This is a genomic window from Rheinheimera sp. (assembly GCF_037442525.1).
Taxonomy (GTDB): domain Bacteria; phylum Pseudomonadota; class Gammaproteobacteria; order Enterobacterales; family Alteromonadaceae; genus Pararheinheimera.
The window spans coordinates 1-16,929 of sequence record NZ_JBBIQD010000023.1 but is presented as its reverse complement, the minus strand read 5'-3'; the positions used below and the strand labels follow the sequence as shown (position 1 = coordinate 16,929).

Annotated in this window: 15 protein-coding genes; 4 read left to right on the top strand and 11 right to left on the bottom strand. The window is 50.9% G+C overall.

Features of this window, described 5'->3' with window-relative positions:
• From ileS to murJ, 3 genes are all read right to left on the bottom strand, one after another.
• Positions 1–1,909, bottom strand: a 1,909-nt coding sequence (gene ileS / locus WKJ03_RS18300; protein WP_337843690.1) for an isoleucine--tRNA ligase, incomplete at its 3' end; no start/stop codon positions are given.
• A 29-nt stretch (positions 1,910–1,938) separates the two neighbouring features.
• Positions 1,939–2,865, bottom strand: coding sequence for a bifunctional riboflavin kinase/FAD synthetase (ribF, locus tag WKJ03_RS18295; protein ID WP_337843689.1), 927 nt, complete (start codon positions 2,863–2,865; stop codon positions 1,939–1,941).
• A gap of 58 nt (positions 2,866–2,923) precedes the next feature.
• Positions 2,924–4,495, bottom strand: a complete 1,572-nt coding sequence (gene murJ, locus WKJ03_RS18290; RefSeq protein WP_337843688.1) for a murein biosynthesis integral membrane protein MurJ — start codon at positions 4,493–4,495, stop codon at positions 2,924–2,926.
• A 174-nt stretch (positions 4,496–4,669) separates the two neighbouring features.
• On the opposite strand from murJ, the gene rpsT reads away from it, so the two are divergent.
• Positions 4,670–4,945, top strand: a complete 276-nt coding sequence (rpsT, locus tag WKJ03_RS18285; protein WP_337843687.1) for a 30S ribosomal protein S20 — start codon at positions 4,670–4,672, stop codon at positions 4,943–4,945.
• A 172-nt stretch (positions 4,946–5,117) separates the two neighbouring features.
• Here the strand turns inward: rpsT and WKJ03_RS18280 are convergent, their stop codons facing one another.
• The gene (locus WKJ03_RS18280) at positions 5,118–7,118 is read right to left on the bottom strand and encodes a urocanate hydratase (RefSeq protein WP_337843686.1); all 2,001 of its coding nucleotides are present in this window, start codon (positions 7,116–7,118) and stop codon (positions 5,118–5,120) included.
• Positions 7,118–8,644: a histidine ammonia-lyase gene (gene hutH / locus WKJ03_RS18275; RefSeq protein WP_337843685.1), complete on the bottom strand. Its 1,527-nt coding sequence runs from the start codon at positions 8,642–8,644 to the stop codon at positions 7,118–7,120. The genes WKJ03_RS18280 and hutH overlap by 1 nt, the downstream gene beginning before the upstream one ends.
• A 137-nt stretch (positions 8,645–8,781) precedes the next feature.
• Here hutH and WKJ03_RS18270 point away from each other — a divergent pair, with 137 nt between their 5' ends.
• Positions 8,782–9,687 (top strand): LysR family transcriptional regulator, encoded by a 906-nt coding sequence (locus WKJ03_RS18270; protein ID WP_337843684.1) that lies wholly within the window; start codon positions 8,782–8,784, stop codon positions 9,685–9,687.
• Between the two features lie 433 nt (positions 9,688–10,120).
• Positions 10,121–11,695 (top strand): methyl-accepting chemotaxis protein, encoded by a 1,575-nt coding sequence (locus WKJ03_RS18265; RefSeq protein WP_337843683.1) that lies wholly within the window; start codon positions 10,121–10,123, stop codon positions 11,693–11,695.
• 382 nt (positions 11,696–12,077) lie between these two features.
• On the opposite strand, the gene WKJ03_RS18260 is transcribed toward WKJ03_RS18265, so the two are convergent.
• A complete protein-coding gene (locus tag WKJ03_RS18260) occupies positions 12,078–12,665 on the bottom strand; it encodes a TetR/AcrR family transcriptional regulator (protein WP_337843682.1) in 588 nt (195 codons plus the stop codon).
• 190 nt (positions 12,666–12,855) lie between these two features.
• On the opposite strand from WKJ03_RS18260, the gene WKJ03_RS18255 reads away from it, so the two are divergent.
• Complete coding sequence (locus tag WKJ03_RS18255; protein WP_337843681.1) at positions 12,856–13,248, top strand: RidA family protein; 393 nt, start codon at positions 12,856–12,858, stop codon at positions 13,246–13,248.
• A gap of 167 nt (positions 13,249–13,415) precedes the next feature.
• On the opposite strand, the gene WKJ03_RS18250 is transcribed toward WKJ03_RS18255, so the two are convergent.
• From WKJ03_RS18250 to WKJ03_RS18230, 5 genes are all read right to left on the bottom strand, one after another.
• A complete protein-coding gene (locus WKJ03_RS18250) occupies positions 13,416–13,763 on the bottom strand; it encodes a DUF3024 domain-containing protein (RefSeq protein ID WP_337843680.1) in 348 nt (115 codons plus the stop codon).
• 25 nt (positions 13,764–13,788) lie between these two features.
• Complete coding sequence (locus tag WKJ03_RS18245) at positions 13,789–14,025, bottom strand: type II toxin-antitoxin system RelE/ParE family toxin (RefSeq protein ID WP_337843679.1); 237 nt, start codon at positions 14,023–14,025, stop codon at positions 13,789–13,791.
• Positions 14,012–14,500 (bottom strand): DUF4411 family protein, encoded by a 489-nt coding sequence (locus WKJ03_RS18240; protein WP_337843678.1) that lies wholly within the window; start codon positions 14,498–14,500, stop codon positions 14,012–14,014. Before WKJ03_RS18240 ends, WKJ03_RS18245 begins: the two co-directional genes overlap by 14 nt.
• Positions 14,497–15,636: an ImmA/IrrE family metallo-endopeptidase gene (locus WKJ03_RS18235; protein ID WP_337843677.1), complete on the bottom strand. Its 1,140-nt coding sequence runs from the start codon at positions 15,634–15,636 to the stop codon at positions 14,497–14,499. The genes WKJ03_RS18240 and WKJ03_RS18235 overlap by 4 nt, the downstream gene beginning before the upstream one ends.
• Before the next feature lie 79 nt (positions 15,637–15,715).
• Positions 15,716–16,738, bottom strand: coding sequence for a hypothetical protein (locus WKJ03_RS18230; RefSeq protein ID WP_337843676.1), 1,023 nt, complete (start codon positions 16,736–16,738; stop codon positions 15,716–15,718).
• Between the last annotated feature and the right edge of the window lie 191 nt (positions 16,739–16,929).

The following is a 16,929-nucleotide window of genomic DNA, read 5'->3' as shown; positions in this document are numbered from 1 at the left end:
CCACCCATAAACGCAGAATATCGGCCCCCAGTTTGTTCATTACGTCCTGCGGCGACACCACGTTGCCCAAGGACTTGGACATTTTGCGGCCTTCACCGTCTACGGTAAAACCATGGGTCAGCACTTGTTTATACGGCGCTTGGTGCTTGATAGCGACGCCTGTCATCAGGGAGGACATAAACCAGCCCCGGTGTTGATCTGAGCCTTCCAGGTACATATCGGCCTGGGTTTCACCCTTAAACTCGGGCCGGGCATCCACCACACAGGCGTGTGTCACCCCTGAATCAAACCAGACGTCCAGCGTGTCACTGACTTTGACATAGTCAGCCGCGTCTGCGCCTAACAGCTCAGCGGCGTCTAAATCAAACCAGGCCTGAATACCGGCCTGCTCTACTTTCAGCGCTACTTGCTCCATTAAAGCCTGAGTATTCGGGTGCAAAGCGCCAGTGTCTTTGTGCACAAAAAGAGCAATAGGCACACCCCAGGTACGCTGACGGGAAATACACCAGTCCGGACGACCCGCCACCATGTTTTCAATTCGCTGTTGGCCCCAATCCGGGATCCAGCGGGTTTGTTCAATTTGTTGCAAGGAAGTGCTGCGCAGGCCTTGCTGGTCCATGCTGACAAACCACTGTGGCGTGGCGCGGAAAATAATAGGTGTTTTATGGCGCCAGCAATGCGGGTAGCTGTGTTTCAGCGCCTTGTGCACCAACAGCTTGCCAGCGGATTGCAGCGCTTCCACTACAGCATCATTGGCTTTAAACACATGCTGGCCAGCAAACAGTGGAGTGTCCGGCAGGTACACCCCATTGGCCCCCACAGGGTTAGCCACTTCCAGGTTGTACAGCTTACCGACAGTAAAGTCTTCCGGACCATGGGCTGGTGCGGTATGCACAGCACCAGTACCTGAATCTGTAGTCACGTGCTCGCCCAAAATCACCGGCACCTGCAGGTCGTACAAGGGGTGCTGCAGTAACGTCAGCTCCAGCGCTGCACCTTTGCAGAACCCCAGATTGTGGTAATGCTCAATACCGGCACGGGCCATCACAGAAGTGACCAAATCGGTGGCCAGGATTAACCGCTCAGCGCCATTCGGGCCTTGTTCCACCTGCACCAGGCTGTATTCCACTTTGGCATTCAGTGCCACGGCGCGGTTGGCCGGTAAGGTCCAGGGGGTGGTGGTCCAGATCACCACAGACACAGGGCCTGTACCGCGATGCCCTTCCGGGTGGTCAAACTTATCAGCAACACTGTCATCCAGCACGCTGAAACGCACGTCAATGGCTGGCGACACTTTGTCCTGGTATTCCACTTCGGCTTCCGCTAACGCAGAACCACAGTCAGTACACCAGTGCACCGGCTTAAAGCCTTGTTGCAAATGACCATTGTCAATAATACGGGCCAGAGAACGGATGATGTTGGCCTCGGTGTTAAAGTCCATGGTGCGGTATGGATTGTCCCAGTCGCCAAAGACGCCCAGGCGGATAAAATCAACTTTTTGTGCCTGAATTTGCGTTTCGGCATATTCACGGCACTTGGCACGAAACTCAGCCGGGGTCAGCTTGGTGCCTGGTTTGCCATATTTTTTCTCGACAACCAGCTCAATCGGCAGACCATGGCAGTCCCAACCCGGCACATAAGGGGCGTCAAAGTCAGACAAGGTCTTGGCTTTGACAATCATGTCCTTGAGGATTTTGTTCACCGCATGACCAATGTGAATATTACCGTTCGCGTACGGAGGGCCATCGTGCAGAATAAAGGTCTTTTTCCCTTTTTTGGCCTGGCGAATTTGCTGGTACAGCTTCTTTTCTGTCCAGCTGGCAAGCATTTGCGGCTCACGCTGCGCCAGATTGGCACGCATCGCAAAAGCGGTGTCCGGTAAATTCAGGGTATGCTTGTAATCACTCATCCGTATCGGTTCCGTTCTCTTCTTTAAATTCAGTTGGCAGCGAAATAGGCTCTGGCCTGGTCGGCGTCGAGGCGAATTTGCTGCTGCAATGCGCCCAGTGAATCAAATTTTCGTTCACTGCGCAGCTTGTGTTTTAAAATCACTTCAATTTGCTGGCCGTATAAATCACCAGAAAAATCAAAAAAATGCGCTTCCAGCTGTTCTTTGCGGCCATGCAGGGTCGGCCTGGAGCCAATATTGGCCACCCCGTTATAACGGCCGTTCACCGTCACGGCCTCCACCGCATACACGCCACGCACCGGCAGATTCTTGCGGTACAGCCAGACATTAGCGGTCGGAAAACCCAACTGACGGCCGACTTTTTCGCCATGCCGCACCCGGCCCATCAACGAAAAAGGTCGTCCCAGCATTTGGGCCGCCGCTGTTAAGTTATCCAGTTCCAGCGCCTGACGGATCAGGGTGCTGCTAACCCGTTCGCCTTCCAGCATCAGGCTATGGGTATTGCTCAGGCCAAAATCAAATGCTTCAGCCGCCTGTTGCAATAAGGCGTAATTCCCGGCGCGGTTTTTACCAAAGCAAAAATCGTCTCCGACAATCAGGTGCTGCACACCCAACTGATTCAACAATAAGTTCTGGATAAAACTCTGGGGCTCCAACGCGGCAAAATGACGGTCAAAACGCACACATAGCAGCCTGTCTATGCCCTGCTGCGCCAGCCAGTGGTATTTTTCCCGAAAGCGGCATAAGCGGGCAGGCGCTTTCTCCGGTGCAAACAATTCCAGCGGCTGAGGTTCAAATACCATCACTGCCGCAGGCAGTTGCAGCCGCCGGGCTTGCTGCTTCAGCTGGTTCAGCACCGCCTGATGACCCAGGTGCACACCGTCAAAATTGCCGATGGTCAGTACACAACCTTTGTGGCTGGGCAAAATATTATGTAAGCCGCGGATCAGTTGCATAGCTTTGGTTTTTTAACTCAACTGCTCAGAAAAGTGCCCGATTATACCCAGAACTGACTCAGCTTTCAGCAGTTGTCTGGCGTTTAAAATCGGCCAGCCGCACCCCAAGCACAGCCAGTACCACAAAGTACACCAGTACTGCCAGGGCGAAATACGCCAGCAGATGCAGAACCTGCTGGGCTAAACCCAGCGCTATCCAGCCTTGCAGTGACGGGGTTAACCAGAACAACAGAGCCGCCATCAGCAGGCCTGAAACCGCGGCTTTGGCAATAAAACTCCAGGTCTTATGGCTGAACTGATAAATACCACGCTGCTTCAGGCCCCGGTACAACAAAAGGGCGTTTAAGGTGCCAGACAGTGCCGTCGCCAGCGCCAGACCGACATAACTTAAAAAAGGTGCCAGCATCAGGTTAAACACCATATTGGCCACCATGGCAATAATGGCAATACGCACCGGTGTTTTAATGTCCTGCCGGGCGTAAAAAGCCGGCGCCAGCACTTTAATCAGCATCAGGGTCACCAGGCCAGAGCAATACGCCATCAGACTGTAGGAGGTGGCCAGTACATCATCCGCTTTAAACTCGCCGCGCATAAATACAGTGCTGATAATGGGCTCCGCCAACACAATCAGCCCCAGCATCGAAGGGATACCAAAGAGGCAGATAAAGCGTACCGCCCAGTCCAGCATATAGCGAAATGCGGCCTCGGACGCCGCCGCATAATGGCGTGACAGGCCCGGCAGAATCACAGTCGCTATGGCAATCCCAAAAAGCCCCAGCGGAAATTCCAGCAGGCGGTCTGAGTAATACAGCCAGCTGACCGCGCCCGTGACCAGAAAAGACGCGATAATGGCGTCCAGCAACAGGTTAATCTGGCTGACCGATACCCCAAAAAGCGCGGGGATCATCAGGGTGCGAATACGGGTGACATAAGGGTCAGACCAGCCCCAACGCGGCCACACCAACAACCCCGCTTTGGCTAAAAAGGGCAGTTGAAATAAAAACTGGATCAAACCGCCCAAAAACACGCCCCAGGCAATGGCTTCGGCCGGGTTTTGCATCTCTGGTGCCAGCCAGATGGCGGAGCCTATCATCGCAATATTCAGAAAGACCGGGGTAAAAGCCGCGACAGCAAAGCGGTTGTAGGTGTTCAGCACAGCGCCGGATAAGGCGACAAAGGTGATAAACCACAGATAAGGAAAGGTAATTTTCAGCAAAAATGCGGCCTGCAGGTATTTGTCGCCTTCAGGTTCACCATTGAGGTAAGCGGTAAACCAACCGGCACCAAACAGCATCATCAGCACCGGCGAGCCAATCATTGCCAGCAAGGTTACGCCAGTCACAATCAAACCCAGAGTACCGCTGGCGCGGGCCACCAGCAGCCGGACGGCATCGTCGCCATGTTTTTCTTTCACTTCCGCCAACACAGGCACAAAAGCCTGTGAAAAGGCGCCTTCAGCAAAAAGACGACGTAAAAAATTCGGAATGCGGTTGGCCATAAAAAACACGTCAGCGGCAGCCCCCGCCCCCAGCACATTGGCCACAATCACGTCTCGCACCAACCCCAAGATCCGGGAAATCAGTGTCATAAAGCTGACAATCATGCCCGATTTTAATAATTTTCCTGACACAGACGGCTCCCTGTAGTAGAGTGCAGGCATTTTCACCTGAGCCACGCCGGATTACCAGCCTGTTCTGTCCAATTACCGGATCAACAGCAGAAATTTGGTTTGACAAGGGGGTATAAAATAGGCATATTATGCCGCCTTTAATAAAGTCCCGGTTTAGTTTTTAGGAGTGTTACCTTGGCTAACATCAAGTCTGCTAAGAAGCGCGCGATTCAATCAGAAAAGCGTCGTCAGCAAAACGCCAGTCAGCGTTCAATGATGCGTACTTTCATCAAGAAAACTTACGCTGCAGTATTAACCTCTGATGTAACTGCTTCTCAGGAAGCGTTCAAAAAGATGGTTCCAGTTCTGGATCGTATGGCTGCAAAAGGCCTGATCCACAAGAACAAAGCTGCACGTCATAAGTCTCGCTTAAACGCGCACGTCAAAGCTTTAGTAACTAAAGCCGCTTAATTCGCCGAAGCTGTTGCTTGCAACAGCATCAGCAGCAGCTTTGCAAAGAAACCACCCTCGCGGTGGTTTTTTTGTTGTTCAAACGCAGGGCGGGAATGTGAACCCGAAGGTCGGTAAAAACAGGAAAAAACACTGAACCAGCCCCAGGACGGAACCAGTTCAGTGCAGAGGCTTAAAACGACAATTGCTGGATAATGTCGTCGTCTACCTTGTTCGCCAGCGTCACCTGCAGTTTAGGTGAGCGTGCCATTTCACGGCGGATGGCAAAATCAGCTTCGTTGTTACGGGCCCAGCTGCGACGGGCAATGCCGTTATTCACATCAAAAAACAGCATGGATTTTAACCGGCGTTCCGCTTCACCTGAGCCGTCCAGCAGCATGCCAAAACCGCCGTTAATCACTTCACCCCAACCTACACCACCACCATTGTGGATCGAGACCCAGGTGGCGCCGCGGAAACTGTCCCCAATGACGTTGTGAATGGCCATATCGGCGGTAAAGCGGCTGCCGTCATAAATGTTGGAGGTTTCACGGAAAGGTGAGTCGGTGCCGCTGACATCATGGTGGTCACGGCCCAGTACCACAGGGCCAATTTCGCCACGGGCAATGGCCTGGTTAAAGGCAGCAGCAATTTCAGCACGGCCCTGAGCGTCGGCGTATAAAATACGCGCCTGAGAACCTACCACCAGTTTGTTTTGTTTGGCGTCCAGGATCCAGCTGATATTGTCCTGCATCTGCTGCTGAATTTCTTCCGGCGACTCCTGCATAATCTTTTTCAGCACCTGGGCTGCTATAGCGTCGGTTTTATCCAGATCGCCCGGTTTGCCTGAGGTACAGACCCAGCGGAACGGGCCAAAGCCGTAGTCAAAACACATAGGGCCCAGAATATCCTGCACGTAAGACGGGTATTTAAAGTCGATACCGTTGTCAGCCATCACATCGCCACCGGCGCGTGAGGCTTCCAGTAAAAAGGCATTGCCGTAGTCGAAGAAATAAGTGCCTTTGGCGGTGTGTTTGTTGACCGCCGCGGCGTGGCGTTTCAGGGTCTCCTGCACTTTGGTTTTAAACAGCTCGGGCTCTTCGCGGATTAACCTGTTGGCTTCGTCATAGCTGATGCCCACAGGGTAATAACCACCTGACCATGGGTTATGCAATGACGTCTGGTCTGAACCCAAGTGGACAAAAATACCCTGCTCATCAAAAGCTTCCCATACATCCACCACGTTGCCGATGTAAGCGATAGACACCACTTCACCAGTGGCCTGCGCCTGTTTCACCCGCGCAATCAGCGCATCCATATTATCGATAAGCTCATCCACCCAGCCTTGCTGGTGGCGTTTGATGGCGGCCTTCGGATTCACTTCAGCACAGACAGTAATGCAGTTGGCAATGTTACCCGCTTTAGGCTGAGCCCCGCTCATCCCCCCCAACCCTGCGGTTAAGAAGATTTTGCCTTTTGGGCTTTCGCCTTTTTGCAGTACTTTACGGAACGCATTCATCACCGTAATGGTGGTGCCGTGCACTATGCCCTGCGGGCCAATGTACATAAAAGAACCGGCCGTCATCTGGCCGTATTGGGTCACACCCAGGGCGTTAAAACGTTCCCAGTCATCTGGTTTGGAATAATTCGGGATCATCATGCCGTTGGTCACCACCACCCGTGGCGCTTCCACCGACGATGGGAATAAGCCCATAGGATGGCCAGAGTACATATGCAGCGTTTGATCTTCGGCCATTTCGCTTAAGTACTTCATGGTTAAACGGTACTGCGCCCAGTTCTGGAACACAGCGCCATTGCCGCCGTAAGTGATCAGCTCTTCCGGGTGCTGCGCGACGGCCGGGTCCAGGTTGTTGTCAATCATCAGCATAATGGCCGCCGCCTGCTGGCACTTCGCCGGATACTCGCTGATGGCACGCGCTTTGATGGCGTACTCCGGCTTAAAGCGGTACATATAAATACGGCCGAAATCCTGCAGCTCCCGCGCAAATTCTGTCGCCAGCTCTGCATGCCATTCCTTCGGGAAATAACGCAGCGCATTGCGCACCGCCAGCTGTTTTTCGGCAATGGTTAAACTGTCTTTGCGTTTGGGTGCTCTGTTGGCATCCGCCGGGTAAGGCCGGGCCGGTGGCAACTGCGCCGGAATACCTTGTTTAATCTGATCCTGAAACGTCATTATTGGCCTCCTTCATTCAGCGCAAAACTCACCGTAAAGGCCTGGTCGCGGACCAGCTTAATCATGGCGTCAATGTCCGGCTTTAACAGCCGGTCTTCTTCCAGCTTGGCCACTTTGGCGCGGATAATGGCGTGGTTTTCTTCGACCAGATCGGAGCAGGTATTTGGACGACGGAATTCAATGGCCTGCGCCGCATACATCAGCTCAATGGCCAGAATTTTTTCCAGGTTACCTAAAATCTGGTTCAGCTTACGGCCGGAAATACTGCCCATCGACACGTGGTCTTCCTGACCCATAGAGGTCGGAACGCTGTCGGCGGACGGCGGGAAACATAAAGATTTGTTTTCAGTCACCAAGGCCGCTGTGGTGTATTGCGGGATCATCATGCCCGAGTTTAAACCACCCGCTTTGGTCAGCAGACGCGGTAAACCATGCAGGCCTTCAAGCAACAAATAACAACGGCGGTCGGAAATATTACCAAGCTCAGCGGCGGCAATGGAGGTGTAATCCAGCACCATAGCCAAAGGCTGACCGTGGAAGCCACCACCAGACAACGCTTCTTCACTGCTTATCACAATAGGGTTGTCGGTGACTGAGTTCATCTCAATCTCAATCATGTCTTTTAAGTGGTAAAAGGCATTACGCGACGCACCATGGACCTGAGGAATACAGCGCAAAGAATAAGGGTCTTGCACCCGGGCGCAGCCAAAGTGAGACGCCATATTCTGCGAGTTTTTAAACAGGCGGCGCATGCGGTCAGCCACTTCAATGTTGCCTGGGAAAGGACGGATTTGGTGCAGCTCAGGGCGGAACGGCGAGCCACTGCCCTGCATGCCTTCAACACTCATGGCACCGGCCACATCGGCTAAATCCAGCAGGTAACGCATTTTGGTCAGCGCCGTAATGCCATGTGACAGAATAAACTGGGTGCCATTGATCAGGCCCAAACCTTCTTTGGCCTGCAGTTCCAGCGGTGCTAAACCGGCTTTGGCCAAAGCTTCAGCAGCCGGAATGATGGCGGAGCTGGAACCTGGCGCCCAGAACTCCCCTTCGCCAATCAAAGGCAGGAATAAATGCGACAGCGGCGCTAAGTCGCCGGACGCCCCAACAGAGCCCTGCTCAGGCACCACAGGAATAAGGTCCAGTTCAATAAAGCTCAGCATACGCTGCACCACTTCCAGACGCACGCCGGAAAAGCCCTGACTCAGTGCATGCACTTTGGTGATCAGCATCAGTTTGGATATAGCTTTGGCAATAGGTTCGCCCACACCGACCGCATGGGTGATCAGCAGGTTTTTCTGCAACAGTGCAGTTTCAGCCGGCGAAATCTGGGTATCACACAAAGGGCCAAAGCCGGTGTTGATACCGTAAATGGCTTTGTCAGAGGCCGCCATTTGTTCGACACAGTGGCGGCTTTGGTTAATTTTCGCAATAGCTTCAGGGCTTAACTCCGCTTGAATACTACCATTGGCAATACCATTGACCGTATCCAGATCCAGCCGGTCTATTCCGTACTTAAATGCCATCTTCAACTCCTCTAAAAGCTGCGTGTTACCTGAGTGCAACACTGAATGATGATTTATGCTAGCTTGCGGCAGTTGTTTTATAAATACATAATAATCGTAACTTATTCCGGGTTTATCGAACTAAAGGCGAACCAGGCATGCAGGTTCAGGATGTTGATTTACGCTTATTACGAATTTTCGCCACCATAGTGGAATGTGGCGGTTTATCCGCCGCGGAGTCGCGGCTTCATATTGGCCGCTCCACCATCAGCACCCATTTGTCCGATCTGGAAATACGTTTAGGTGTGACCTTATGTAAAAGAGGCCGCAGCGGCTTTGAACTGACCGACGCTGGTCGGGTGACCTACCAGGCATCCCTGCAACTCTTACAACAATGTGAAACTTTTGCCGCCACAGTGGCTGGCTCCAAACATACCCTGGCCGGGCGCGTCACCATTGCCATAGTGGATACCCTGATCAGCGACCCGCGTTGCGGTGTTGCCCAGGCCATAGCGGCGCTGAAAAACAAAAGCAATCACCTGCAATTTGACATTCATGTCTGTGAAGCGCGGGAAGTGGAAACCGCTGTGGCCAACGGCCGCTCTTTGGTCGGTATTGGCGTCAGCCGTCATCATATCCGAGGCCTGAATTACCAGCCGCTGCACCCGGAAACCAACTACCTCTATTGCGCGGCCGGCCACCCACTGTTTGACTGTGCCAGCAAAGACATCAGCACATTGCTGGCACAGGCGGAAGTGATCACCAGTAACTATATGCGCGATAAAGAGATCCGCAACGACGGCCTGAACTACCAGAACAGCGCCAGTGCTTACCACGACGAAGGCATAGCCCACCTGATTCTGTCCGGCAAATTTATTGGTTACCTGCCCGAGCATTACGCCAGCTACTGGGTGGAAAAAGGCCTGTTCCGTGCCATTCAGCCAGAGAAGTACAGCTACCAAATTCCGGTGGTGCTGATCACCTCCAAAAGCAACAGCAGTTCACCATTGGCGCAGGCGATGATCAGCGCCCTTCAAAACAGTAGTCCCGGGAGCTCAGAATAACGTTATGTTTAAGCTCAGGCAGCCATAGCCCGTGCACACATGCACTGCATAAATCACAGATGCTGGCTGTTCATTCTGTGCCAGGCGCAGCTCAGCCCCATTTTACCTGCCTCTTGGGTCGTTTATTCGCATCCATTGATCCAACAGACGAATACCAACGTAACAGCACGGATGGACTGACCGATATCTGTTGAATCATTCAAAGCTCAGGTTGGTTGCATCAGGCTCTGCTATGCTTCAGCAGAACCTCTGTTCAGCCCAACATGAAACTGATGGCTGTGGAGCCGTGCAGCCTGGTACCTGTTTATTGAAGTTAAAATTTCTATTATTCAACGAATTAATCTTTATCGTTCTGCCCCTGACCAAGGTTTTGGCCCGCCGGAATGGCCAGACCTTTGTTTACTCATTTCAATCAGATCAATGGAGAACTCTTATGCGCACAGCCATAGAGAATTTAAGCATTCGTATAAAACTGCTCGCTGGGTTTGGCCTGGTGCTGCTCATTTTAGTGTTTATTTCTGTATTGAGTTATCAGTCTCTGGAAAGTCTGAGTGCAAGATTTGAATTAACCACAAAAGTCAGCGAAGCCAATTTACTGATCAGCGAAGCCAGGCAGCAGGAGAAGAACTTTTTGTTAAAAAAGGAGCTGACCTATTACCAGGCGGCACAGGATCTGAGTAATCAAGCCAAACAGCGTGCCCAGGAAAGTCTGGCGTTATTCAGCACCGAAGAAAGTGCCCGGCTGATGCGAGAGCTGTTAAGCAACCTGTCGGAGTATCAACAACTGCTCAGCGCACTGACAGAAGCCGTCAACCAAGGTAATACAGCCAACCTGAGTACTCTGGAAGAGCAAATGACAAAAGCGGCCAGAGCTGCCGATCAGGCGGGCACCCAATCGGTTGAACGTCAGTTGGATACCATGAGGGCTGAGGTCAAAGCCAAAGAACAGCTCATCATCGCCTGCGCGCTGGCGGCTCTGCTGATTGGTTTTATGGCCGCCCTGGTGATCACCCAGATGGTGGTCAGCCCAATTCAGCAAGTGGTCAAGGTGGCAGAGAATATTGCCACGGGTGACTTAACCGCTAATTTGCCCACCAACCGCCTGGATGAACCCGGTCAACTGATGCGCTCCATGCAGAAAATGAGTATGAACCTGCGAACCTTAATTGAGCACCTCTCCACAGGCATAACCCAGCTGGCTGCCGCCACAGAGGAGATGGCGGCAATTTCAGAGCAAAACTCAGCCGGTGTCCGCCAGCAAAAAGAAGAAACTGAGCAGGTAGCCACGGCTATGAACGAAATGGCCACCACTGTGCAGGACGTGGCACAAAACGCTGAACAGGCCTCCAGCTATGCCACAGAGTCTGCCCGGCGGGCAAGCCAGGGAACAACGGTGGTGCAACAGACGACTCAACAAATCAAAGCATTAGCCCAAGAAGTGACGGTATCGGTTCAGGCGATTGTTGAGCTGAAGGACCAAAGCAACTCCATTGGTGCTGTGCTGGATGTGATCAAAAACGTGGCCGACCAGACCAACCTGCTGGCGCTGAATGCGGCTATTGAAGCAGCAAGAGCGGGAGAAGCCGGACGCGGGTTTTCGGTGGTGGCAGAAGAAGTGCGGGCGCTGGCATTCCGGACTCAGGAATCCACCGGCCAGATTGAACAACTGATCAGTTCATTGCAACAGAAAGCAGAAGCCGCCGTTTCAACCATGCAACGAAGTTCAGGTCTGGCTGAACAAACCCTGGGGTCTGCCGACCATGCCGGTGAAGCCATTACAGCTATCACTCAGGCGGTTGGCAGCATTCAGTCGATGAACCAACAAATTGCTGCAGCAGCCTTGCAGCAGGCCACTGTTGCAGAACAAATTAACCGCAGTATTTTCAGTATCCGGGACGTGGCGGAACAATCGAGCATTGCCAGCGAACAAACCGCTTTGGCCAGCGCAGATTTAAGCCGGCTGGGCACCGAGCTGCAACAAATGGCTGCGCAGTTTAAGGTTGCCTGACGAATTGGACAGCCCCTTTTGTCCGGTGCCTGAGACGAATGTGCTCAGGCACCGCACCCGGCAGGCAGCTGACTTATGCTGCTCTGCGCTTCACGTTGCTGCCCGAACCGCACGCTGCGCATCAGCTTCCACCCGCCGGCCGTGCAGATTGCCCCGCAGCCGTTAACCAGGGGTCGATAAGCGGGTCTGATACTGGCATTCTTAAGTCCTTTCAAATACATAGTTTGAATGCCACTTACACAGATTTTTGACACTCTCTCTTCACACCACAATCAGACGAATGGACTTAACAGAATGGGCAAGTTCACGGATCTGTTTGCGATCTGGCGACACCTCTCATGTCAAATTCAAATACAGAAAAAACGGTCTTGCGCGCCGGTATTCATCCCTTCACCAGAAAACCTGAAGCCAGCAAATTAAATGCCTCCAGCGTTTTTGGCAGCAATACCTGAGGATTTGCACTGGACGCCAGCCAAAGTGCTGCATTTAAAGCGGCACCATTTAACAACATAGCTGCAACTTCAGCGTCGACCGGTTTAACTGTGCCAGTTTCAATCAATTTCTCAATGATACTCTTGGTAGATTGCAGGCATTTATTCTGACTTGGCCACTGCGTCGGGTCCCCCAGTACAGAAGGGCCATCCAGCAATACGATACGCCGCACTTCAGGGTCCAGAGCTTTCTCTATATAGGCGGCTCCTTCAGCCAATAAACCTGACCATGCATCACTGGCTTTGGCCCCGATACACTTTGCATATTCAGCCATTTCAGAATCAATTTGGTCGACTACCGCCGCAAACAAGCCACGCTTGTCGCCAAAGTTGTGATACAGCGCACCACGGGTTAAACCGGCTTGAGCAGTTAAGCTGTCCATAGACGCGCTAGCATAACCCTGTTCAGCAAATGCCTTTCTGGCCGCTGCTATCAGCTTCTCACGGTTTTCCGCCATCTTCATTAAACGGGTACTCATTCTACACTCCTTTCACATACGAAATGTATGCCACTTGACATACGCCGCGTATGTGAAATATTCTACATACGCGGCGTATGTTAAACTAATTCAACATACAGCTCCATTGAAACTATCCGGATTGCGCAGTGCTACTGCACATAGTGCACAGTTTCATAGCCCATTGAGCCTTAACAAAGAGAGCCATATCATGTCGAAAAGGGAAGCTGTTTTTCCAGCCAACAAACATGCACTTTATGAAGAACATCAATATTCAGCGGCAATTCGCTCAGGCGACCTGTTATTTGTTTCCGGTCAGGTAGGCAGCCATTCCGACGGTAGTGCTGAAGCAGATTTCGAGCTACAGGTGGAGTTGGCGTTTGAGAACCTCAAAGCTACTTTGGCTGCTGCGGGCTGTAGTTTTGCTGATATTGTCGATGTCACCACCTTTCATACAGATCCAGAACATCAATTCGGGACCATTATGAAGGTAAAACAAAAGATCTTTGGTAGCCCACCTTATCCAAACTGGACAGCCGTAGGAGTCACCTGGCTGGCAGGCTTCGACTTTGAGATTAAGGTTATAGCCCGCATTCCTGACTGAGCAAGCAGAGAGGTGCGAACAGCCAGTAACCAGCTGGCTGAATCGACCTGAGTTTCCAGACAATTATCAGTTTCGCACTTTCATAGTTGTTAAAGTGCTTTTTCCTGACTCTTCACGCCTGTTTACGCGCATTTTTAGCCGGTTTGCGATTAACTGCGCGGGCTGCATTAGCCGAAGAAACAAGCGAACTTGTCTTCTGCAACAATTTGTAGCGCTTCTTCGATACTACGCACTGATGGCTCAGGTTCATAGCCGTACCATTTCAGGTTGGCGCGCATCCAGAAGATGTTCCAGCTATTCCGAGTCCGTACATAGGTCAGCTTGGCAAAGGGGTGCTCGCGAATGACTGTTTTATCCTGCCAGTCCGGCCGCACTTCGTACAACACCAGACTCTGCCGTTCTATCCTGGCCGATAAATCAAGTTTTTCCCGAATGTCTGGCCGTGGCCGACGTTGCTTCATAAAGGCGTCAATCGCCCTTTCAATACGGAATTGCTCAAACTCGCTAAATGCCATGATTTATCTCAGAATTGTCGATAGGTTAGAACTCGTCGCTGAACTGACTCAGCAAATCCATACGCTGATGCAGTACCCGCGCTATTTCAATGACACCTTTTGCAGCTGCACGGTAGAAAATGACATGCTTGCCGGATGAAAAGCTTCGGGCACCGGCATAAACCTCACTTCGCTCTCTACCTAACTCAGGGTTTTGTGCAGGCTTTCTAAATAAGCTCAGGCCTGTGTGCTGCCCGAAATCGACGAGCTCAGATAAGTCCAAACTTAGCTTTCGTCAGACGCAAGAACTCAAACGTGTTGATACATTTGACCCCGAACTGCTTGCAGATATTTGGGACTTTTACTTTCTTCGTCGTATCACTGACCGTGCTTTCATGGGTTACCACAACGGCACCAGTTGACATTGCGTTGGCAATTAACCACGGGTCTGCTTTTGCCAGAAAGTTATCCCTATTCGCAGGATTAAAGCTCTGAGACATGACATATTCGATGATTTGGACAAAAGCAGTTTGGGTTGCTTCATCATCGTTGGCAATAAACTGACCGTTACGAGCCTTTGCCCATTCAGCTAATTCATCATTACCGTCTTTTAGTTCGCGTCCAATCATGTCGATACTACCCGCTATGCCGGACGCAAATTGCTGATCAAGCCAAGACCAATAGGCTGGACAAAAGTCCATGTGGTAATAGGTGTTTTTGGCTTCGATATAGGTGTTAGCATCCAGCAGATAAATCAAAACCCAAGCTCCTGCGCGAATTTAGTGACACTGGCAGGTTTCATTCCCAACATCCATCCCGCGTCACGCAACAACAATTTACCATTCAGTGCTTCACTGACAACGGCCTTAGAAAACAACTGACTGATTTGTGCTTTTTTGACCTTAAAATAACTGGGGCCACTGCCAGTTGCTTCACTCTCTTCAAAAGCAGCAATCTGCGCTTTGATATAGGCGCTATATTCAGCCTGACTAATAAACCCAAGCGTTAATGCTTTACGCGCTAACGCCCAAGTGCTGACATGGAAATGAGCTTCAAGATCAGGCAAATTCTGTTGCCAGCTTTCAACATCAGTTCGCCACAGCACTTGGAATTCTGCTGTAGGGACTAATAACTCTGCAGCTACCGCATTACAAAACCGTTCTTCTGTTCGATGACTGTTGGCGTCACCATCAGAAAGTCCGGTTTGCCCTATCCAGATATGACATAACTCATGAATCAAGGTAAAGAGTCTGGCACCAGGCGCATCAGCATGATTAACGAAGATGATTGGCGCGAATTCATCACACATGGCAAAACCACGGAATTCTTCGACGCTAAAAGGTCGGCTATGGTGGCCAAGACTGGACTGTCTCATGACCAAGATGCCGAGTGCTTCAATCCTTTGGACCAGATCACGATAATAATCAGACCAACTCCCACGTTTTGGATGCGGTGGAATATTCAGCTTACTGCGCATATCCGCCACGACGGCAGCGACACCCTGTTCAATGCGGAAACTACCGACAACTTCGACAGGTTGCAGTAGCTGATTGCGGGCATAATCACGATACCAATCCTGACATTCCATCATATTTTTAAGTAAATCAATAAGCTCTGAACTTGGCCGTTTGAGCTCTGCAGAATCAACTGTTCTTAAATCTGGGATAGGAAGGTTTTCAACAGGCGGTTGGCTCAGAAACAAAAAACCGAAAGGCACATGCGCTTTGTCAGCAAAAGACATCGCTTGTACAAAAGTTATCTCGCGTTCGCCAGCTTCCCACTCACTCAATTTTTCTTCGGTAACATTTAATTTTCGCGCAAACTCAGGCAAAGCATAGCCAGAACGCTCGCGCGCCCATGTCAGCATGGCTTTGTTGATCTTTGCGTTACTCACGTTTCTACCTATTCATGGAAGTTGTTGCTTGAGCGATTTCGAGATTATAAACATTTTCATCTTCTCGTGCTCATCCCAATCAGTCACCACCAGACGAATACTTTAGCCCCGGAAACGCTAATTCCATCTTTGCGATAAACTTTGGTGTATTAGCTACGCCCCAGTTTCGAGCGATGTAATATCCTTTACCTTCGTACGTAATCTCTGGTTCCTGCCGGTAACGATACTTCGCATACTGCTTCTCTGTATCCGTCATTTCTTCAGGAAGTTTAAGCAGTCTAAAGCTGCAAGAAGTATCGTCCCGTAGTAAGGCGAAAACTTTGCCATCGATCACACCATTCGCCTCTAACAGCTTGACAGTGTTGTAACCGATATCCGACTTTTTAAAGCCAGCTTCAAAGACTTCATCATGGAAGGTTATGGTGTAAAGCGAGCGATCTTTGGAATCACCACGCGACACCCGTTCTTCCCGTTTTTTCTGACGGACTTCGATTTGGTAACCTTCAGCTTCTGGAAGTGGGATGATTTGCTCAGAGCTCAGCACCAACTTGTTATCGATTTTATGCAATGACAAACGGATACAACAGATATCGAGCTCATGTTCATTGAGCCAAAGAACTGATGTCGTAATCTCCTTTGAAAAATCGGCTGAGGCGAGGATGATACGAACATTTTGAGCAAAATCGTCCTGGCGCGGTTTGTCCCATTCCAAAAATTCACAGAGGCGGCTTTCCGCATCCAGATCAATGCCGTTATCAGCCAAGAATCGCGTGAAAACAGAAACCGCAACATCCCATCGCATGTTCGCTATCATTGCGGCATAACGGACTGCCTGCAATTCCATATGCCCACCGTCTTCGGTGCGTTTCAATTCAATCACAACAAGATTGGCGTTCTTATCAACAGCCAGCAAATCTATTCGACGATTGCCTTCATTCCATTCGCCAAACTCTTCGGCAATCACCAGAAGGTCCGGATCAATCACTGAAATATTCAGCTTGAACAAGCGCTGCAGATCACGCCGTTCCCAAAGGTTCTGCTCCCGAAAAGTAGTGCCTACCAGCGGTTTTAATTCGTTATTGCTAATCTCGTATAATGGCATCGACCAACCTTTCCTTAGTTACGTATCAGTCCAACAAATAATCTTGTATTCAACAATTTCAAGCACCTAAGTGCGCTAAAGGCAAAGGGGCAAACCTCACCCCTTATGGAGAGTATAAATTTTTCTGTGTAAGTGGCTGTTTATCATAACGATATACGGTCACCGTACATGATCATAAACTGCGTCATCGC